This is a genomic window from Erythrobacter sp. W302b, from assembly GCF_046452395.1.
In the GTDB taxonomy this organism is placed as follows: domain Bacteria; phylum Pseudomonadota; class Alphaproteobacteria; order Sphingomonadales; family Sphingomonadaceae; genus Erythrobacter.
Genome location: NZ_JBKFDH010000001.1, coordinates 1,590,838 through 1,610,384 on the forward strand (window position 1 = coordinate 1,590,838; position 19,547 = coordinate 1,610,384).

Below are 19,547 nucleotides of genomic sequence, written 5' to 3' on the forward strand. Positions count from 1 at the left end.
AGCACTGCCCATTCGCACCTGCAACAATATCAGCGCGGGTGGCAGGCGCCAGATAACAAGGCGTCATTGACCCTGGAGCATGGGCGCGCGGGCGATCATGTCGTTGAGCCGGGCAACTTCGGCCGCAAGCCCCTCGCGCCAGGGTGCCTCGGGCGGCGAGTTGGCGAGCAGGCCTTGCCAGACACTGCGCGCCGCGACGATCTCACCGCTCTGGAGATAGGCAAAGCCGAGGAAGTACTCGGCGCCCGGATGGCCCGGGTCAATTGCCTTGGCGCGCCCGAAGGCCTGCACCGCGGCCGGTGTCACAAAGCCATCGGCATGACCGACCAATGCCAGACCCAATGCGAGCCAGCTTTCCACATCACGCGGGTTCTCGGCCAGACCGCGCTGGAGCAGGTTGGCCGCATCGGCAAACTTGCCGCGGCGGGCAAAGGCGTCGGAGGTGACGAGGTAGTCAGGCGCAGGCAATGTGCGCGAGAACAACGCCGCCCGCCCTTCGACCATGGCCTCGCCCTGCCCTGACGCAGCCTCCGTCTCCGCCTTGGGTGCGGAGGGCTGCCCCGGGGAGCCTTGCCAGGCATAGCCCGCCAGCCCGAACACCAGCACGGCGCCGAACAGCGTCATCCCTTCACGCGGGAGCCTGAGCAGCAACACCGCAAGCGCAAAAGCTGCCAGCGCCAAAGCAACGATTGCCAGCCAGCCGCCAATCATGCCGCATCCCCCGCATCGCTGCGCCGCTTGCCCAACCGCCGCAGCAGTACGCCTCCGACGATCAGCAGCAGCAGCACCGGCGCTGCGAACAGCGGCCATGTGGTCGCGCTGACCTCGGGCTCGTAACTGACGTAATCGCCATAGCGAGCGATCAGCCAGCCTCGGATCTGGTCAGGGCTTTCGCCGGCCAAGATCCGGCTGCGCACCTGATGGCGCATATCGCCCGCCATCGGCGCGTCGGAATCCGCGATGCTCTGCGATTGGCACTTGAGGCAGCGTAACGTGTGCATCAGCGCGGTCGCTTCGGCCTCGAGCCGCGGATCGTCGAGCTGGTTGTAGGCATAGGGCGCCGGCGGCAGGGAATCCTGCGCCACAGCCGGAATCGCGAGCAGGGCCAGCAGCAGAGCCACGAAAGCGCGGATCATCGGGCCTTCTCCAGTTCGTCCAGCAGCACCGCGACATGCTCCGGTCGGATGTCGCCGATATGCTGATAGCGGATCACGCCCTTGGCATCGATCACAAAGGTTTCCGGCACCCCTGATGATCCGATTGCCAACTGCACCTCGGAAATGCGGTCGCTTCCGATCCGCGTATAGGGATTGCCATACCGACCCAGGAAGTTGGCGACGTCCTCCGGCCGGTCGCGGATGGCGATGCCAACGATCTCGACGCCGCGGGCTTGCAGCGCTTCGAGCTGCGGGGCTTCGGCAATACAAGGCGTGCACCAGCTGGCCCAGATGTTCAGGAGGCGCGGCTTGCCTCCGACAAAGTCCGCCTTGGCCGCTCCTGGCAAGCCGCCGAACGCCGGGTCCAGCGCGAAATCGGGCAAGGGCTGGCCGATCATCGTGCTTTCGACAAACTCGTCCTTCTCCTGCGTGAGCATATAGCCCGCGACCCCCGCAAAGAACGCAAACAGGGCGAGCGGCACCCAGAGGAACAGACGCGAGCGCATCGGCCTACTCCGCCGGGACCGGCGAGGCGGCATCAAGCGCCTCGACATCGGCGCGGCGCTCTGCGCCCTTGGTCACTGCTGCACGACGCTTCACATCGACCTGCACCCGGCCTGCAATCGCCAGAATACCGCCCAGTGCGACGAGCAATCCACCATACCAGATGAAGGTGACAAAAGGCTTCCACCACACCCGGATCTGCCAGCGCCCATCCTCGGCCTGATTGCCGATCACCGCGTAAAGCTGCCCGTCCCAGCGGGTCAGCAGCGCGCTTTCGCTGGTGGATTGCGGCGGCGACCAGAAGTTGCGCGCCTGCGGATTGAGGATCACCGGCTCGCCGCCGCTCCGGCTCACTGCGAGCCGCGCTTCGATCGCGGTCCAGTTCGGCCCGGCAACCGGCGATACGCTTTCGAGCGTGACCGCGAAATCGCCGATCTGTTCGGTGCCGCCCGGTGCGACCGCAGCGAGGCGCTCCTGCGAGAACGCGCCTTCGCAGGCCATGCCGAACAAGGAGACCGCAATGCCGAAATGGGCGATCACCATGCCCCAGGTTGCGACCGGCACGCGCCCGAGATGGCGCCCACGCAGCGGCAGGAAGGCCGCCACGGCCAGCGCTGCCGCAAGGCCAAGGCCCAACAGCGGCAGCAGCGGAAATTGACCGAAGAAGCTCACCAGCGCGATCACCCCGATCACCAGCGCCGCGATCAACGCCAACTCGAACTGGAGCCGAGCGGGCTTGTCGCTCTTCCAGCGCAGCAGCGGGCCGACCGCCATCACAAGCAGCATCGGAATGGCGAAGATTGCGCCCGCCGGATTGAAATAAGGCGGGCCGACCGAGACGCGCACATCGAACACCTCGGTCAGCAGCGGATAGAGCGTGCCGAGCAGCACGATCGCCAGAATGGCCGAGAGCATCACATTGTTGAACACCAACGCGCCTTCACGGCTGGCAATGGCGAAGCGCTTGCCCTCCGCCACGGCGCCAGCGCGCAGGGCGAAGATCGTGAACGCCCCACCAATGTAGAGGCCCAGCAGGCCGAGGATGAACGCTCCGCGCTCAGGATCGACAGCAAAGGCATGGACGCTGGTCAGCACGCCCGAACGGACAAGGAAGGTTCCCAGCATCGACATCGAGAACGCCAGCACGCCCAGCATGATCGTCCACGTCCGCAGCGCATCGCGCGCGGCCAGCACGCTGACCGAATGCATCAGCGCGGTTGCCGCAAGCCACGGCATCAGCGAGGCATTCTCGACCGGATCCCAGAACCACCAGCCGCCCCATCCCAGCTCGTAATAGGCCCAGTAGGAACCAGCGGTGATCCCAAAGGTCAGCAGCACCCACGCGCCCAGCACCCAAGGGCGCAGCACGCGGGCGAAGGACGGATTCACTTGATTGGTCAGCAGCGCGCCCATCGCCAGGCTGAACGCGACCGACAGGCCGACATAGCCTGCATAAAGCGTCGGCGGGTGGATCGCGAGGCCGATGTCTTGCAGCAACGGGTTGAGCCCAGTGCCCTCGGCCGCCGGGACCGGAAGCCGCTCAAACGGGTTGGAGGACAACAGCAGAAAGGCATAGAAGCCCAGCGCCACAAACCCCTGCACCGCCAGCGTCGCGCCCATGGTGCGGTCCGGGAGGCGCTTCTCGAACCCGGCCAGCAACCCGCCCGACAGGGCCAGTACGCCGACCCACAGCAGCATCGAGCCCTCGTGGTTGCCCCACGTTCCCGTCAGCTTATAAAGCAGCGGCTTCATCGAGTGCGAATTGCTCGCGACGAGCTTTAGCGAGAGGTCCGTGATCGCGAAGGACCACAGCAGCATCAGGAAGGCCAGCACCGCAAGGAAGGCCTGCACCACCGCAGCGGGGCGTGCATAGATCGCCAGCGGATTGGCCGCGCCGTCCGGGGCTTTCAGAGCAAATGCGCCCGAGACCATCTGCAACACCGCCAGCGCGGCGGCGAGCCACAGGGCGGCCAGTCCGATTTCGGGGATCATTGCTTGGCCCTCATGTGTGCCACGATGCTATTTCAGCCCGACGGTCGTTTCGGCTGCCATCTTGGCGGCCTGATCCGTGCCCATGCCTTCGAGTTCCTTGGGCACGTAATTCTCGTCATGCTTGGCGAGCAGGTTGGTGGCCATGAACACTCCGTCCGGGCCAAGGCTGCCTTCTGCCACCACGCCCGAGTTCTCGACGAAGAGATCGGGCAGGATGCCGCTGTAGCGCACCGGAATCGCGTCCGCCGTGTTGCCGGTGACCAGGAAGTTCACTGTCACACCGTCAGCTTCGGTCTTGATCGAGCCAGCTTTTACCATCCCGCCGAGGCGCACGGCCTGCCCCACTTCTGGCGGGGCCGACGCCATCTGCTCGGGCAGGTAGAAGTAATTCGCCTGATTGCGCAGGCTCCACGCTGCCAGCAGGCCCGCGCCGACAATCGCGAGAAGGGCGATGATCACCAGGATCAGACGTTGGTGCTTGGCTTTCATTGCATTGTCCCGTTCAGCGCCGCCGCGACGCATCGCGCCGCGCTTCGGCGCGGGCCATCGAGCGCCATGCCCAGACGATCAGCAAAGCCAGCGCAATCGCGCCTACGCCATAGGCGAGCCACACGAAATCCCACTGGTTCAATTCTTCGCGCATCACGCCTGCTCCATCGCAGGGGCTGCCGGTGTCGGCGCGTCATCATCAAGCGCACGGCGGCGCAGGCGCGCTTCGACCTGTTGCTCGGCAATCAGGGCGCGCATCCGCATCAGCACAATCGCGCCGAACAGGAGCGAGAAGCCCACCACGGCGACCAGCAGCGGCACGAGGAAGGTCGCTTCAATCGCGCTCTTGCCTGCCGTGATGCTGGGGGGCTGATGGAGCGAGTTCCACCACACCACCGACCGGTTGATGATCGGCACATTGACGGCGCCCACAAGGCCAAAGATCGCAGCGATCTTGGTTGAGGAGCCTTCCTTCTCGGCCGCTTCGGTCAGGGCGATGTAACCGGCGTAGAGGAACAGCAGCACCAGCATCGACGTCAGCCGGCCATCCCACTCCCACCACGTGCCCCAGGTTGGGCGGCCCCAGATCGATCCCGTGGCAAGACAGATCGCGCAGAACACCATTCCCGGCACTGCAATCGCGCGGGCGGACAGGGCGGCCAGTGGGTGCTTCCAGATCAGCAGCATGGCGCTCGAAATCGCGATCCCCGCCCATCCGCCCATGCCGAGCCATGCGGCAGGCACGTGGATGAACAGAATGCGCACCGTATCGCCCATCAGCCGGTCGGGCGGAACCATGAACAGGCCCCAGCCCACCGCGCCCACAGACAGCACCAACCCACTCCAGAACAGGAGCGGCATGAGCCACTTTGCCAGTGACAGAAAACGGGTGGGGTTGGCGTAGATGTGCATGATCGTTTGCGTCTGGCCGGGCTTGTAGCCTTACACCCGAACCGGACAAGAGAGCAAATCATGCGCGCGTGGATTAGTTCCCACAGCGCCCCGCAGCCTTACCCGCGGCCGATGAGCTTTTGCGCCATCCGGTCGGCCACCACATCGGACGAAATGCCGGTGCTTTCGCTCTCCTGCCAGATCGTTTCGAGTCGGCCGGGGATCTGCTCGACCAACGCATTGACCTCGGCAACATTGCCGGTGCGGCTGTCGCGCCGGGCGAGGTATTCGGTCGCGACCGAGATGATGCCGCCCGCATTGATGACATAGTCGGGCGCATAAAGGATGCCGCGCGCTGCCAGCAACGCGCCGTGCTCGGGACGGGCGAGCTGGTTATTGGCCCCGCCTGCCACAATCGGACAGTCGAGCGCAGCAATCCCCGCATCATCGAGGATCGCGCCCAGCGCATTGGGGCTGAACACGTCGCACGCCGTCGCCATGATCGTGTCAGATGCAACAGCCACACCGCCAAGCTCCGAAGCCAGTGCCGCCGCACGGTCAGCGTTGATATCGGCCAGCGTCAGCTTCGCGCCATCGCGCGCCAGCAACCGGGCCACCCCGCCCCCGACCGAGCCCGTGCCTTGCACCGCGACGTGGACGCCCGCGAGGCTGTCCTTGCCCAGTTTGTGCCGCACCGCCGCCTTGATGCCGAGATAAATGCCATAGGCTGTAAACGGGCCGGGATCGCCGCCTGCGCTGCCCTCACCCGCCACCGGCAAGCCCGATACGTGCGCGGTGCGCTGCGACACGGCAACCATGTCCGCCTCGGAGATGCCAACATCCTCCGCCGTGACATAGCGCCCGCCCAGGCCTTCGACCGCATCACCGAAGGCGGCAAGCATCTCGGGGGTCTTGATCCGCTGTTCGTCTGCGAGGATCACCGCCTTGCCGCCGCCCATCGGCAGACCGGCCATCGCGTTCTTGTAGCTCATCCCGCGCGACAGGCGAAGCGCATCGCGCATCGCACCTGCGGGATCGTTGTAATGCCAGAAACGGGTACCGCCCGCAGACGGGCCGAGATGGGTCGAATGGACCGCAATGATCGCCGTCAGACCGCTCGCCCGGTCGTGGACCAGTTGCACAAGCTCATGCGCGTCAAAATCAGGCTCGGCCCAGAATGCGGTCATGTCGTCTCCCCTGTCGGGCGCGGTGCACACCTGCTGCATGGGGGGAGATGGGGCGATCAACGGGGTTCGAACCCGCGACCTCCGGTACCACAAACCGGCGCTCTAACCAGCTGAGCTATGATCGCCACACGCCCCTGCCCGCATACCACCATTTCGGTCGCTGCCAAGCCCGCGCGAAATGGCGCGGTGTACGCAAGGCAGACGCACGTCAAGTGCGCTGGCAAGGGAGGCGCGCCTCTTGCACAAAGGCCTCTTCATGGGAAGCGAAAACTGCTTTGGGCGGCCCGCTACGCAAGATTATTACGCGGCCCGGTGAATCATTGCCAAGCCTCCACCCGCATCTATCCTTGGGTGGCCATGACGACCTTCTCCGATTCCATCGCCGCCCGGATCGGCGCGCAACCCGGTGTCCAGCGCGTGCCGACCTCCAAGGTGCTGCTATTCCAGCGAAAGCGATTCGTTACGACGGATCTGGCAGATGAGCTCATTACGCTGATCGACGCCGGTCGTCGTCCATCGACCATCGCGGACGACAATGGCGATCCCGTGTTCCGCACCAGCGAGACCTGCGACCTCTCTGCCGATCATCCAGCGGTGCAGACGATCGAAGCGCTGCTGGCCGACCTGTCGGGAATCGACCCAGCCTTTGGCGAGCCGCTGCAAGGCCAGCGCTATGCCGAAGGGCAGGAGTTCAAGGCGCACACCGACTACTTCGCGCCGGGTGGCCGGGATTTCGAGAAGTTCTGCGCCTTGTCCGGCAACCGGACCTGGACTTTCATGATCTACCTCAATGACGTCACCGCGGGCGGTGCTACCCGGTTCAAACTGCTCGACAAGACCTTCCAGCCCGAGGTCGGCAAATTGCTCTGCTGGAACAACCGGCTGGCCGATGGCGGGGTGAATCACGCGACGCTCCACCACGGGATGAAGGTCAGGAAGGGCGTCAAATACGTGATCACCAAGTGGTATCGCGAGCGCGAATGGAGGGGTTGATGAACGACTACGCCACAATCGAGCAGCAGCTGAAGACGCGGCTCGCCGATATCGTCGCACGCAGCGCGGACATCGAGGAGGACTTGCGTAGCCCTCTCGATGCCGATTTCGCTGAGCAGGCGACCGACCTTGCCGATGACGAAGCGCTCGAAGGGGTGGATGATGTGCTGCGCGCCGAGGCCCGCCAGATTCGCGCGGCCCTCGCCCGAATCGCGGCCGGCTCCTACGGGGCTTGCGCGAATTGCGGCGCGGAGATTGCGGTCGCGCGACTGGAAGCGCAGCCGATGGCCACCCGCTGCATCAAATGTGCAACCTGAAACGAAAAAGGCGACCCCGTCGGGCCGCCTTCCTCGCACGGCCCGAAGGCCGCAAGCTGAAAAGACCGATTACTTGTTCTTGAGGCTGAGCCCGCCGAAGCGCTTGTTGAACTGGGCCACACGGCCGCCTTCCGACGCCTGCTGACGGCCACCGGTCCATGCCGGGTGGCTGAGGGGGTCGATTTCAAGCGACAGGGTGTCGCCTTCGTTGCCCCAAGTCGAGCGGGTCTGGAATTCGGTGCCATCGGTCATCTTGACCGTGATCATGTGGTAATCGGGGTGACCTTCGGCCTTCATGACGTGATCCTTTGCAGCGTGGCACCGGTACCGACCGGCACAGCTATGAATGGGAAGCGCGCGCCTTAGTGGCGAACGCGGTGCAATGCAACCTTAGATGAGAATTGCTGACGTCAGGCGGGCGGATCCGTCATCATGGCGGTGAATTCGACCTCGCAGGTGGTCTTGCCTTCAACGCTGGCAACGCCCTTGAACTTGAAGACGCGGCTGCGCTTCTGAGTGAATTCGACGTGGAGATCGAGCAGGCAGCCTGGCGTAACGGGCGCGCGGAACTTGGCGTTCTCGATCCCCATGAAGATCACCAGCTTGCCCGTGCCCGCCAGTTCCATTGTCTCGATCCCGAGGATGCCGGCAGCCTGCGCCAGCGCCTCGATCTGGAGCACGCCGGGCATGATCGGCGCGCCGGGGAAATGGCCCTGGAAGAACTGCTCGTTCATGCTCACGGCCTTGACCGCGTGGATCCGCTCCCCCAGCGTGATCGACCGCACGCGGTCGACCAACAGCAGCGGGTAGCGATGCGGCAAGGCCTTGAGGATCTTGACGATGTCGTAATCCAGCACCTCGGCCGGCGCGCTACCCGCTTCGCTCATCTTACAGTCTCCGTCAGGATCAGCGGCCAGCCGGCGCGGCCGGATTGCCCTGCGGTGCGGGGGCACCCTGCTGCTGCTGCAACTGCGCAGCGAGCGCGAGGCGCTGCTGGATTTCCTGATAGACCTGCACGCCTTCGCGGCTCGGCTGCCAGCCAGCGGGCGGAACCACACCGACGGCGGGAACGCGGGCGTTGAGTGCGGCGGTCACCTTGGGGGTGATATCCATTTCCGGCACCGCGAACAGCACCGTGCCCGGATCCAGCACGACCTTGATCTGCTCAGCCGTGGTCACGTCCTGCAAGGCCGAACCGTACTGCATGATGATCTGCTCGATCGCGAAGACGCGGGCACCATCGATCTGATTCGAAAGGCCCTGAATTTCCTGCTCCAGCGCCTGAAGCTTGGGGAAGTCGGCCGACTTCTGCATGGCCGCCTGTTCGGTCTCGTCGACCTGCTTGTCGGCGTTCTTGTCGAACTTCGCGAGCATGGTCTGCCGCTCCTGCGCCTTGGTGCGACGCAGCTCGTTCTGTTGAGCATAAGTCGTGTTAACCTGCTCATACGAGGTCTGGAAGGCGGTGGTGCCGATAATGGTGCGCGTGACATCGACCGAGGCCATGCGGCCATCGACCTGTGCCTGTGCGGGAAGCGCGGCGGTGGCGGCGAGCACCAGGCCGGCCGGAGCAAGAAGCTTGGCAAGACGTGTCATCAGAATTGGGTTCCTACGTTGAAGGTGAAGCGCCGCTCGTCATCGCCTTCGACCTTGCGGATGGTCTGGGCGAAGTCGATGCGGAAAGGTCCGAAGGGCGAGTTCCAGTTAACCCCGATCCCGGCCGTGATGCGCGGGCTCGGCGAGTTGCCCAAAAACAGCTCGCGGATATTGGAGTTGGGCTGAATCAGGCGAATGTTAAGCGATCCGTCAGCCTGGGTCGGGCTGGTGGTCGTGGTATTGGTGTTCGGGATCTGGAACAGCGGCTCACCCGCGGCATTCGTGATCGGAATGCCCGTCGGATTAACGGTGAGGATGGGCTGTTCGACCCCCCAGAGCGCACCGACATCGGCCCAGATCGAAGGCCGCAGACCCAGCTCGCGCGCACCGGTGCCAAGCGGAATTTCCAACTCGGCGCGGCCGAGATAGTAATTGCGCCCGCCAATGGCGTCGTCGCGGACCTGATTGCGGTCGGTGAAGAAGGTGATGTTGCCATTGGCATCGAGGATCGGACGGCCCGTGCCATCAAGCTGCGAGGTCTGCGTCAGGATGCGCGGACCGACGCCGCGGATCGCAAAGCCGCGGAACTGCGGTTCACCCAGGAAAAAGCGGTCGGTCAGCAGAACATCGTCAACACCCGCTCCAGGGCGTTCCTGCAACGGAATGATCGTGCCACCTTCAGCAAGGATCGAGAAGATGAAGCCCGAGTTGCCGACGTTCCAGAACTGCTGTCCACGGCCACGGAAGCGGACATAGCGGACGTCCCCGCCCAACCCGGCAAACTCGCCGCTGAGCGAGATGGTCTTGCCGCGGGTCGGACGGACGCGCGAATTGAGCGAGTTGTAGTTGAGGCTGAGGCCGACGATCGAGCTCAACCGGGTGCCGATGGCATCGCACAAGAAGCGGCCCGCACGCAGCGGATCGCATTCCAGCGTTCCGTTACCGTCGATGTCCGAGAAGAACAGGTTTTCGTCGAGCGAGACATCTTCGTAGTTGAGGGTGTAGCTGCCAACCAGCGACATATACTCGGTCAAGGGCACACCTGCACGCATCGAAAAGCCGGTCGTGGCTTGTTCGAATGTGGTGTTGCGGTTGTTGCCGGTGAAGTTGAAGCTGTTGAAATCGCGCCGGTAAATGTCGATCCCACCGGAGATGTTGCGATCAAAGATGTACGGATCGGAGAAGCTGACCTGCGCCGAGCGCGAGAACTGCGAATAGTTGACGCTCAGCCCGATGGTCTGCCCGCGCCCGCGGAAATTGCGCTGCCGGATCGAGCCGGCGAGAATGAACTGTTCGATCGAGGAGAAACCGGCCGAGAATTGCAATTCGCCGGTGGGACGCTCTTCGATGTTCGCCTCAAGGATGATCCGGTCAGGCGCGCTGCCTTCGGTCTGGGTGACCTCGAAGTTTTCCTGGAAATAGGCGAGCGAGTTGATGCGCGCGGTGGTCCGCTGCACGCCCAGCGAGTTGAACGCATCGCCCTCGGCCAGGCGGAACTCGCGGCGGATCACCTTGTCCTGCGTCAGCGTGTTGCCGTTGATGTCGACCCGCTCGACATAGACGCGCGGTGCCTCGCGAAGAACGAAGGTGATGTTCATCTTGAGGTTGTCGGGATCGCGATTGAAGCGCGGCTGGACGTCGGCAAAGGCATAGCCGTAGCGGCCCGCCAGCTCGGTCAGCTGCTCGACCGTGTCCTCGACGATCTTGGCGTTGTAGAAATCGCCCGCTTTCATCGGCAACTGCGTGCTCATCACATCGCTGTCGAAGTCGCGCAGCTGGCTGTCGACCTTGACGTCGCCGAAGGTGTAGCGCTCGCCCTCCTCCACCACATAGGTGATGATGAAGTCCTTCTGGTCGGGCGTGAGTTCCGCCACGGCAGAGACGACGCGGAAGTCGGCATAGCCTTCGGTCAGGTAGAACTGGCGCAGCTTCTGCTGATCGAAGGCCAGACGGTCCGGGTCATAGCTGGTGTTGGAGCTGAAGAAGCTGGTGAGACGCGCCTGCTTGGTCACCATCTCGCCGCGCAGTTCACCATCAGAGAACTTCTCGTTGCCGAGGATGTTGATCTGGCGGACCTTGGACTTGGGGCCTTCGGTGATTTCGAACACGATATCGACGCGGTTCTGCGGCAGCTGCACCATCTTGGGCTCGACCTGCGCGGCAAACCGGCCTTGGCGCTTGTAGAGCTCGATAATGCGGGCCACGTCCGCGCGCACCTTGGAACGGGTGAAAATCTGGCGCGGCGAAAGCTTGATTTCGGGCAGGATCTTGTCGGCCTTGAGGCGTTCATTGCCTTCAAGCACGATGCGGTTGATCACCGGGTTCTCGGTCACGGTGATGACGACATTGCCGGCATCATTGCGGATCGAGAAATTGGCGAAGAGTTCGGTCGCGCCGAGATCCTTCAGGGCCTCGTCAGCAGCAGCCGAAGTATATTCCTGGCCCACCCGCAGGCGAATGTAGCTGAGGATGGTGGTCGGCTCGAGCCGTTCAGCCCCGACCACGGTGATGGTGCGGATGGTGTTGCTGCGCGCAGCAGGTGCCGGAGCCGGAGCCGGGGCAGCCGTCGGCTGCGCGGCGGGAGCCGGGCTCGCTTCCTGCGCGCCGGCCATCGCGGGCAAGCCAGCGAGGATCGAGCCGCAGCACAGCAGGCTCGCCAGCCGGATCGGGCCGCGCGAGGGGGCGGGATTGCAAATGACCGGCCCAAGGCCTGTCTTGCTCAATCGGTTCATGCAGCTAAAATCCCGTTTCCAACCCTGCGACCCGCGTCGTCAAGCCTTGCCAGTCACTCTTCGTGCCCAGATCCATGCGCCCCCGCTCATGGCTCCATCCCCACGGCCCCCGCCTCTGCCCCATGTGCCCCGCGCAATCAAGCCGCGTGGTCGCCGCATGAGCGCGGATGGTCGCGCTTTCCCCGGCAAAGCACTGAGGCATCAAGCGTGGCTTCCTCGGCCGCGCTGTCAGCTTCCAAAAATGGGAAGCGAGACAATGTCATTCACCGTCACCACCACCATCAGCATCAGGACCAGCGCAATGCCGGTGCGGTAGGCCCATTCGGTCGCCTGCGGCCCTACCGGCTTACGGCGGATCGCCTCGGCCGCATAGAACATCAGGTGCCCGCCATCGAGCGCGGGGATTGGCAAGAAATTGATGAATGCCAAATTAAGCGAAATCAGCGCGGCAAAATGGAGGAAGGCCGCCGCCCCCATGCTCATCTGCTCGCCGGAGTATTTTGCGATCTTGAGCGGGCCGCCCAGTTCCTTGACCGACCGCTCGCCCGTGACGATCTGCTGGATGCCGGTGATCATCATGCCCATGAAGTCCCAGCTCTGCTTCGCGCCGAGCGGGATCGCTTCAAGGACGCTCACTTTTTCAAGTTCATACTTGCCGCCAGCAGGCGCCACGCCAATCAGCCCCTCGGTGCTGACATTGCCGAACGTATCCTTGCGTTCGATGCGCGACGTGGTGAGCGTGTAGTCGATTTCCTCACCCGCGCGCTCGACGGTGAAGACCATCTGCTTGCCCGGATGGAGCGCGACCTTGGTTTTCAGATCGGTGAAATCACGGATCGGGCGCCCGTCAATGGCGACCACCACATCACCCACTTCAAGGCCTGCCGCTTCGGCCACGCTGCCTTCGCTGAAGGCACCGATGGTGCGCGAATCCTCTTCGCCGACGATTACGGGCTTGCCAATGATCGCGAAGAAGGCCGCGAAAATGGCAATGGCAACCACCAGATTGGTGATCGGCCCGGCCGCGACGATCAAAGCGCGCTTCCACAAGGCGGCGTGCTGGAAGCTGCCTTCCTCAACCGGAGCGTCGGCATCCGGCACGCTCGCCGGGTTCATGTCGCCCTTGAATTGAACATAGCCGCCCAGAGGCAGGGCCGAGAGTTTCCACCGTGTCCCCCGCTTGTCGGTGAAGCCTGCCAGCTCTTTGCCGAACCCGACCGAGAAAGATTCGGCCTTCACGCCGAACAACCGGCCGACCAGCAAGTGGCCAAGTTCATGCAGGGTGACGAGCGGCCCGAGCAGCAGCAGGAAGCCGATCACGTACATCCAGAAAGGGGGCGATTCAAACAAGGGCGTTGGTCTCCAGCAGGCTCATGGCCTGCATCCGTCCGGAGTGATCGACGGCCAGCACTTCTTCAAGGCTGGTCGGGCGCGGTGCGTCATTATTACGGGCAAGCGTCTCTTCCACCACTGCCGCGATCCGGGTGAACCTGATCTGACCGGCAAGAAAAGCGGCGACCGCGACTTCATTGGCGGCGTTGAGAATGGCCGGAGCAGAGCCGCCCGCCTGAATTGCTTCCCGCGCGAGCCGTGTGGCAGGGAAGCGGTCTTCATCGGGTGGGAAGAAGGTCAACGCGCCAATCGCGGCCAAATCGAGCGGGGCGAGCGGCGTTTCCATCCGCTGCGGCCAGGCAAGGCACGAGGCAATCGGCACGCGCATGTCCGACGGGCCAAGCTGCGCCAAAGTCGACCGGTCGCGGAATTCGACCATCGAATGGATTACGCTCTGCGGGTGAATGACGATCCCCAAGCGGTCGAGCCCAACCGGGAACAGGTGATAGGCTTCGATATACTCAAGCCCCTTGTTCATCATCGTGGCGGAATCGACGCTGATCTTGGCGCCCATCGACCAGTTGGGGTGCGCGACCGCCTCAGCCGGGGTCGCCGCATCGAGCTGCGCCTGCGTCCACGTCCGCAAGGGGCCGCCGCTGGCCGTCAGGGTGATCTTGGCGACATCTTCGATCCGGTTGCCGTTGAGGCACTGAAAGATCGCATTGTGTTCGGAATCGGTGGGCAGCAGCGTCGCGCCATGCTTGGCGACAGCCTGCATCAGCACTTCGCCCGCCGAAACCAGCGCTTCCTTGTTAGCGAGCGCGATAGTGCCGCCCCGCTCCACGGCCGCCATGACAGGGGCGAGACCGGCGCAGCCGACGATCGCGGCGACCGTCATATCCGCCGGACGCGCCGCCGCCTCGACCAGCGCCGCGCGCCCGCCCGCCGCTTCAATCCCGCTATTGCCGAGCGCTTCGCGCAGTTCGGGCAGACACGCTTCGTCTCCAACCACTGCCAGCTTGGCCCCGAATTCAATCGCGAGCGCTGCCAGTTCCGCCGCGCTGCACTGCGCCGTCAGTGCCTCAATCTGCCACTCGTCACGATTGCGCCGCACCAGATCAAGCGTCGATGCGCCGATCGAGCCGGTGGCGCCTAGCAGTGTGAGGACACGCGTCATCTCCCCATCATCCCAGCAAAGTGGTGGCCGTGGCAATCACAAACAGCACGAAGAACACCGCGACAAACCCGTCGAGGCGGTCAAACAATCCGCCATGTCCCGGAATGAGCCTGCCTGAATCCTTCACGCCCGCGCGTCGCTTCATCCAGCTTTCGAAAAAATCGCCGCTCTGCGCGATCACGGCAATCAACAAGCCGCCGAACAGCGCGCCGGCAATGCTGACCCATGTAAAGCCCGGCACTGCGGCCGGTCCGATATCGGCCAGCTCGACCGTGATGCCCACCAGCCCGGCGAGCAGCGCCCCGCCAAAAAGGCCAGCCCAGGTCTTGGCCGGGCTGATCCGCGGCGCGATTTTCGGCCCGCCAATGGCGCGTCCGGCAAAATAGGCCCCCACATCAACCGCGACGATTGGCAGCAGGAACACCAGCAACACCTCGAAGGGGCCATAGCCGGCGAGTTCGGGATCGGGCAGGATCTGGCGACCGTTGCGCACCGCCATCATCGCCAGCGCCGCCCCGCCGATATACACGACCCCGCCGAAGAACCAGACGGTCTCGGCCACCGCCGACTGGCCAAAGCGCCCGACGAGCTGGTTCCATTCCCACAGCACGCCGCAGGCAACGAGCGCCACAAACAGGGTCCAGAACCACCCGCCCAGCCACAGCGCCCCGCCGGCCAGCACCAGCATAACGATGGCGGAGGCCAGCCGCACCGGCAAATCGGTCACGCCAGCTTTTGTGTCGCGCACGCGTGCCTCATCGTCCGCCATAACGTCGCTCCCTTCGGGCAAAATCGTCAAGCGCCGTGGTGAGATGCGCCGGTTCGAAATCGGGCCATAGCGTATCCACAAACAGCATCTCCGCATAAGCCGCCTGCCACAGCAGGAAGTTCGACAGGCGGATCTCCCCGCTCGTGCGGATCAGCAGATCAAGCGGCGGGAGATCGGCGGTGTCGAGATGCGCGGCAATCGTCTGGATTGTCACCTCGCCTGCGGCCGCTGCCTTGGCCGCGGCGCGCGCGATTTCGTGCTGCCCACCATAATTGAGCGCCACCGCCAGGGTTTGCTTGCCATTCGCCGTCTGCGCCAGCGCGTCTTCCAGCATCGCGACGATATCGGGCGCGAGCGACTGCCAGTCACCGATGATCTTCAGCTTCACGTTGTTGGCGACGAATTCAGGCAAGTCGGATTTGATGAACCGGCGCATCAGGTTCATCAGATCGTCAACCTCGTCCTCCGACCGCTTCCAGTTTTCGGAGGAAAAGGCATAGAGCGTCAGACAATCCAGCCCGGTCGGCTCGAGGCTGCGCACAAGCCGGCGCACTGCTTCCACGCCGCGCTGGTGCCCGACCGCGCGCGGCAACGCCCGCTTCTTGGCCCAGCGGCCATTGCCATCCATGATGATGGCGACGTGTCTGGCGCGCGATTGGTCCAATACCATCCTCAACTGTCCGTTCGCCTCAAGCGAAGTCGAGAGGCCGTGCCCTGCGCCATGTGTCTCGACTGCGCTCGACACGAACGGGGGCGGGTCTCAGGAACGCCTTACTGCGTCAGGATTTCCTGTTCCTTCTTGGCAGCCGCCTCATCCGTCTCCTTGACGTATTGATCGGTCAGCTTCTGGACCTGCTCTTCGGACCGCTTGCGGTCGTCCTCGGAGATTTCCTTCTTCTTCTCGTCGGTCTTGAGGCTTTCCATCGCATCGCGGCGCACGTTGCGGATCGCGATCTTGGCCTTCTCCGCATACTGACCTGCGAGCTTCGCCAGCTCCTTACGGCGCTCCTGCGTCAGATCGGGGATCGGCAGGCGCAGGGTCTGCCCGTCGATGATCGGATTGAGGCCGAGATTGGCGTGAGCAATGCCCTTTTCGACCGGGGTCATGTTCGACTTGTCCCACACCTGAACGCTCAGCATCCGCGGCTCGGGCGCCGAGACGGTCGCAACCTGCGAGAGCGGCATCATCGAGCCATAGACTTCGACCACGACCGGATCGAGCAAGCTGGTGTTGGCGCGGCCCGTGCGCAGGCCTTGCAGATCGCTCTTCAACGCTTCCACAGCGCCCTTCATCCGGCGTTCGACATCGGCCTTGTCATATTGCGGCATGGCTGGGGTTTCCTTCGGTTGCCTTAGCTGTCTTGAACAATGGTCTGCACGCCCTCACCCGCGAGCACGCGGGCCAGGTTGCCCTTCTCGCGGATCGAGAAGACCACAATCGGGATCTTGTTGTCACGGCACAGCGCGACGGCGGATGCGTCCATCACCTTGAGATTATCGGCCAGCACCCGGTCATAGGTGACGGTATCGAACCGCACGGCATTGGGGTTGTGCTTGGGATCGCTGTCATAGACGCCGTCGACGCTGGTGCCCTTGAGCAGTGCGTCGCACTTCATCTCCGCCGCGCGGAGTGCCGCCCCGCTGTCGGTGGTGAAATAGGGCGCGCCGACTCCGGCGGCGAAGATCACGACGCGGCCCTTTTCCAGATGGCGCTCGGCGCGGCGGCGGATCACCGGCTCGCACACCTTGTCCATCTCAATCGCGGATTGCACGCGGGTCTGGACGCCAAGCTGTTCGAGCGCGTTCTGCATGGCGAGCGCGTTCATCACCGTCGCCAGCATCCCCATGTAATCGGCCTGCGCCCGGTCCATCCCCTTGGCCGCCCCCGCCATGCCGCGGAAGATATTGCCGCCGCCGATCACGAGGCAGATTTCAAGCCCGGTTTCCTTGGCCGCTTTCACCTCGGCCGCCAGTTCGGCGACGAAGGCCGGGTCGATCCCGAACTGCTGGCTGCCCATCAGCACTTCGCCTGACAGTTTCAGGAGGACGCGCTTGATCGGGGGAAGAGACATGGGGTTGCGGGGCTCCGGGCAGGAATCTGAGTGGGGGCACTTAACCGGCAATCCGCCGTTGCGCAAAGGGTAAGGTAACGCTGCGCACGCTCAAGCAAACGGCCGCCGCAGCATCCGCTGCGACGGCCGTCCGTTGCTTGTTGGCGAAAGATCAGCCCTTGAGCGTGGCTGCGACTTCCGCTGCGAAATCGACTTCTTCCTTCTCGATGCCTTCGCCGAGCTGGAAGCGGGCGTAGTCCTTGAGCACGATCGGGGTGCCCGCGGCCTTGCCAGCCTGCGCGACGAGATCGGCGATGACGGTCTTGTTGTCCATCACGAAGATCTGGCTGAGCAGCGCGTTTTCCTTGGCGAACTTCTTCACCGCGCCATCGACCATCTTGGCCTGCACGTCTTCGGGCTTGCCACTTTCGGCAGCCTTTTCGGCAGCGATCTTGCGCTCACGCTCAAGCACTTCAGGATCGAGGCCATCGGCGTCGAGCGCCATCGGGAAGGCGGCGGCCGCGTGCATGGCCAGCTGCTTGCCGAGCGGTTCGAGCACGTCGGCGCCAGCTTCGCTTTCCAGACCGATCAGCACGCCAATCTTGCCGAGGCCTTCGGCAGCGGCGGTGTGCATGTAGGAAATGACAGCGCCCTTCTCGACCGAAACGGTCTTGATGCGGCGGATCTGCTGGTTTTCACCGATGGTGGCGACATTGTCGGTCAGCTTCTCGGAGACGGTGCCGCCCTCGGGGTAGGCAGCAGCCTTGAGCGCTTCGACGTCATCATTGCCAAGTTCCAGCGCGACCGCCGTCACATTGCGGACAAAGCTCTGGAACTGGTCGTTCTTGGCGACGAAGTCGGTTTCCGAGTTCACTTCGACAGCCACGCCCTTGGTGCCCGAGACGGCGACGCCGACCAGACCTTCGGCAGCCGTGCGGCTCGACTTCTTCTGGGCGGTGGCGAGGCCCTTGGCGCGCAGTGCGTCAACCGCAGCTTCGATATCGCCGCCGGCTTCGGTCAGCGCCTTCTTGGCGTCCATCATGCCAGCGCCGGTGCGCTCGCGCAGCTTCTTCACGTCAGCGACGGAAAAATCAGCCATGAGAAATTCCTTTTCGTGTGTTGTTCGGGCGCCCGGCCCTGCCGTCTCCAGATGGAGGGCAATGCCGGGCGCGCTAGAGGGGGAATGTGACGGGTGGTTGACGGCTCGCGCCAATCACCCGTTCAAGAGATCAGGCTTCGGCGTCTTCCGCAGCCGGTTCGTCGGCGATCACCGCTTCAGCCGGGGGTTCGGCCATCGCGCCGAAATCGCTCGACACGTCGGCCTGGAACTTGCCCTTGCCGGCCAGCGCAGCTTCACCGATCGCCTGGCAGTAAAGACGCACGGCGCGGCTCGCATCGTCGTTGCCCGGAACCGGGAAGGCGATGCCATTGGGATCGACATTGGTATCGAGAATGCCGATCACCGGAATGCCAAGCACGTTGGCTTCCTTGATCGCCAGATCTTCCTTGTTGGCGTCGATCACGAACATCACGTCCGGGATGCCGCCCATGTCACGGATGCCGCCAAGCGAGGCTTCGAGCTTCTCACGCTCACGGGTGAGCTGGAGAACTTCCTTCTTGGTAAAGCCCGAAACATCGCCCGAGAGCATTTCCTCGAGGCTCTTGAGACGGCGGATCGAACCCGAGATGGTCTTCCAGTTGGTGAGCATCCCGCCCAGCCAGCGATGGTTGACGAAGTGCTGGCCCGACATGCGCGCGGCCTCGGCAATCGGCTCTTGCGCCTGGCGCTTGGTGCCGACGAACAGCACCTTGCCGCCCGAGCGAACGGTCGATTCGACGAAGTCCAGAGCGCGGGCAAACAGCGGCACGGTCTGCGACAGGTCGATGATGTGGACACCATTGCGCGCGCCGAAAATGTACGGCTTCATGCGCGGGTTCCAGCGGTGGGTCTGGTGGCCGAAGTGAGCGCCGGCCTCGATCAATTGCTGCATCGTGACGACAGGTGCCGCCATAAGTAATTCCTTTCCGGTTGTTCCTCTGGAAGACTGGAACCGCGATGCGGAGATCCCGCAAACGGCACCGGTATGTGCGCCTTCCATGTGAATTTGCAGGGGGCGAAGACCGAACGCCTTGCTCCGAGCGAGCGCGCCCTTAATCGCGTCGTCGGCAGAAATCCAGTCATGAATGCACGCGCTCACGAAAAAATCGCGCATGGGTCAGTGAGAAAGGCGCTTGACACGAAAGAACATGTAGGGAACAACACGGAGGAACAAAGAACGAACGCATCAGGGGAACCCGCCATGCTTGCTCTTGCCATTTCTGTCCTTTTCACTCTGACCGGTATCATTGCCGTGGCCACAATC

22 protein-coding genes and 1 tRNA gene are annotated in these 19,547 nt (G+C 63.7%); 2 read left to right on the plus strand and 21 right to left on the minus strand.

Going from position 1 to position 19,547, the window contains the following annotated elements; all coding sequences use genetic code 11:
• Positions 1-63: 63 nt before the first annotated feature.
• The 9 genes from ACLBKT_RS07695 to ACLBKT_RS07735 form a co-directional block, all read right to left on the minus strand.
• On the minus strand, positions 64-711 hold the full coding sequence (locus ACLBKT_RS07695) for a tetratricopeptide repeat protein (RefSeq protein ID WP_410182350.1): 648 nt from the start codon (positions 709-711) through the stop codon (positions 64-66).
• Complete coding sequence (locus ACLBKT_RS07700; RefSeq protein WP_410182351.1) at positions 708-1,136, minus strand: cytochrome c-type biogenesis protein; 429 nt, start codon at positions 1,134-1,136, stop codon at positions 708-710. The genes ACLBKT_RS07695 and ACLBKT_RS07700 overlap by 4 nt, the downstream gene beginning before the upstream one ends.
• Complete coding sequence (locus ACLBKT_RS07705) at positions 1,133-1,663, minus strand: DsbE family thiol:disulfide interchange protein (RefSeq protein ID WP_410182352.1); 531 nt, start codon at positions 1,661-1,663, stop codon at positions 1,133-1,135. Before ACLBKT_RS07705 ends, ACLBKT_RS07700 begins: the two co-directional genes overlap by 4 nt.
• 4 nt (positions 1,664-1,667) lie before the next feature.
• On the minus strand, positions 1,668-3,653 hold the full coding sequence (locus tag ACLBKT_RS07710) for a heme lyase CcmF/NrfE family subunit (RefSeq protein WP_410182353.1): 1,986 nt from the start codon (positions 3,651-3,653) through the stop codon (positions 1,668-1,670).
• A gap of 27 nt (positions 3,654-3,680) precedes the next feature.
• Positions 3,681-4,142, minus strand: a complete 462-nt coding sequence (gene ccmE, locus ACLBKT_RS07715) for a cytochrome c maturation protein CcmE (protein ID WP_410182354.1) — start codon at positions 4,140-4,142, stop codon at positions 3,681-3,683.
• Positions 4,143-4,155: 13 nt separating this feature from the next.
• On the minus strand, positions 4,156-4,296 hold the full coding sequence (locus tag ACLBKT_RS07720) for a heme exporter protein CcmD (RefSeq protein WP_301749847.1): 141 nt from the start codon (positions 4,294-4,296) through the stop codon (positions 4,156-4,158).
• Complete coding sequence (gene ccmC / locus ACLBKT_RS07725; RefSeq protein ID WP_410182355.1) at positions 4,296-5,054, minus strand: heme ABC transporter permease CcmC; 759 nt, start codon at positions 5,052-5,054, stop codon at positions 4,296-4,298. Before ccmC ends, ACLBKT_RS07720 begins: the two co-directional genes overlap by 1 nt.
• Positions 5,055-5,152: 98 nt before the next feature.
• Positions 5,153-6,220 (minus strand): Leu/Phe/Val dehydrogenase, encoded by a 1,068-nt coding sequence (locus ACLBKT_RS07730; protein ID WP_410182356.1) that lies wholly within the window; start codon positions 6,218-6,220, stop codon positions 5,153-5,155.
• 48 nt (positions 6,221-6,268) lie between these two features.
• Positions 6,269-6,345: transfer RNA gene (locus tag ACLBKT_RS07735), tRNA-His, on the minus strand.
• Positions 6,346-6,577: 232 nt separating this feature from the next.
• On the opposite strand from ACLBKT_RS07735, the gene ACLBKT_RS07740 reads away from it, so the two are divergent.
• Both ACLBKT_RS07740 and ACLBKT_RS07745 read left to right on the plus strand, forming a co-directional pair.
• Positions 6,578-7,213 (plus strand): prolyl hydroxylase family protein, encoded by a 636-nt coding sequence (locus tag ACLBKT_RS07740; RefSeq protein ID WP_410182357.1) that lies wholly within the window; start codon positions 6,578-6,580, stop codon positions 7,211-7,213.
• Positions 7,213-7,530 (plus strand): TraR/DksA family transcriptional regulator, encoded by a 318-nt coding sequence (locus tag ACLBKT_RS07745; RefSeq protein ID WP_410182358.1) that lies wholly within the window; start codon positions 7,213-7,215, stop codon positions 7,528-7,530. Before ACLBKT_RS07740 ends, ACLBKT_RS07745 begins: the two co-directional genes overlap by 1 nt.
• A 69-nt stretch (positions 7,531-7,599) precedes the next feature.
• Here ACLBKT_RS07745 and rpmE read toward each other — a convergent pair whose 3' ends face one another.
• From rpmE to rpsB, 12 genes are all read right to left on the minus strand, one after another.
• Complete coding sequence (rpmE, locus tag ACLBKT_RS07750) at positions 7,600-7,827, minus strand: 50S ribosomal protein L31 (RefSeq protein WP_410182359.1); 228 nt, start codon at positions 7,825-7,827, stop codon at positions 7,600-7,602.
• A gap of 113 nt (positions 7,828-7,940) precedes the next feature.
• The gene (gene fabZ / locus ACLBKT_RS07755) at positions 7,941-8,417 is read right to left on the minus strand and encodes a 3-hydroxyacyl-ACP dehydratase FabZ (RefSeq protein ID WP_410182360.1); all 477 of its coding nucleotides are present in this window, start codon (positions 8,415-8,417) and stop codon (positions 7,941-7,943) included.
• A gap of 19 nt (positions 8,418-8,436) precedes the next feature.
• Positions 8,437-9,123 carry an OmpH family outer membrane protein gene (locus ACLBKT_RS07760; RefSeq protein WP_410182361.1) on the minus strand — a complete coding sequence of 229 codons (687 nt, stop codon included), beginning with the start codon at positions 9,121-9,123 and terminating at the stop codon, positions 8,437-8,439.
• Entirely contained in the window at positions 9,123-11,855 is a 2,733-nt protein-coding gene (bamA, locus tag ACLBKT_RS07765; RefSeq protein WP_410182362.1) for an outer membrane protein assembly factor BamA, read from the minus strand. The genes ACLBKT_RS07760 and bamA overlap by 1 nt, the downstream gene beginning before the upstream one ends.
• Before the next feature lie 228 nt (positions 11,856-12,083).
• A complete protein-coding gene (gene rseP / locus ACLBKT_RS07770; protein WP_410183665.1) occupies positions 12,084-13,181 on the minus strand; it encodes an RIP metalloprotease RseP in 1,098 nt (365 codons plus the stop codon).
• A gap of 16 nt (positions 13,182-13,197) precedes the next feature.
• Positions 13,198-14,364: a 1-deoxy-D-xylulose-5-phosphate reductoisomerase gene (dxr, locus tag ACLBKT_RS07775; protein WP_410182363.1), complete on the minus strand. Its 1,167-nt coding sequence runs from the start codon at positions 14,362-14,364 to the stop codon at positions 13,198-13,200.
• Between the two features lie 7 nt (positions 14,365-14,371).
• Positions 14,372-15,133: a phosphatidate cytidylyltransferase gene (locus ACLBKT_RS07780; RefSeq protein ID WP_410182364.1), complete on the minus strand. Its 762-nt coding sequence runs from the start codon at positions 15,131-15,133 to the stop codon at positions 14,372-14,374.
• Complete coding sequence (uppS, locus tag ACLBKT_RS07785) at positions 15,120-15,803, minus strand: polyprenyl diphosphate synthase (protein WP_410182365.1); 684 nt, start codon at positions 15,801-15,803, stop codon at positions 15,120-15,122. Before uppS ends, ACLBKT_RS07780 begins: the two co-directional genes overlap by 14 nt.
• A gap of 101 nt (positions 15,804-15,904) precedes the next feature.
• Positions 15,905-16,462 carry a ribosome recycling factor gene (gene frr / locus ACLBKT_RS07790; protein ID WP_101792687.1) on the minus strand — a complete coding sequence of 186 codons (558 nt, stop codon included), beginning with the start codon at positions 16,460-16,462 and terminating at the stop codon, positions 15,905-15,907.
• Between the two features lie 23 nt (positions 16,463-16,485).
• A complete protein-coding gene (gene pyrH / locus ACLBKT_RS07795; RefSeq protein WP_410182366.1) occupies positions 16,486-17,205 on the minus strand; it encodes a UMP kinase in 720 nt (239 codons plus the stop codon).
• A gap of 151 nt (positions 17,206-17,356) precedes the next feature.
• A complete protein-coding gene (gene tsf / locus ACLBKT_RS07800; RefSeq protein WP_410182367.1) occupies positions 17,357-18,283 on the minus strand; it encodes a translation elongation factor Ts in 927 nt (308 codons plus the stop codon).
• A gap of 130 nt (positions 18,284-18,413) precedes the next feature.
• Positions 18,414-19,196 carry a 30S ribosomal protein S2 gene (rpsB, locus tag ACLBKT_RS07805; protein ID WP_410182368.1) on the minus strand — a complete coding sequence of 261 codons (783 nt, stop codon included), beginning with the start codon at positions 19,194-19,196 and terminating at the stop codon, positions 18,414-18,416.
• Between the last annotated feature and the right edge of the window lie 351 nt (positions 19,197-19,547).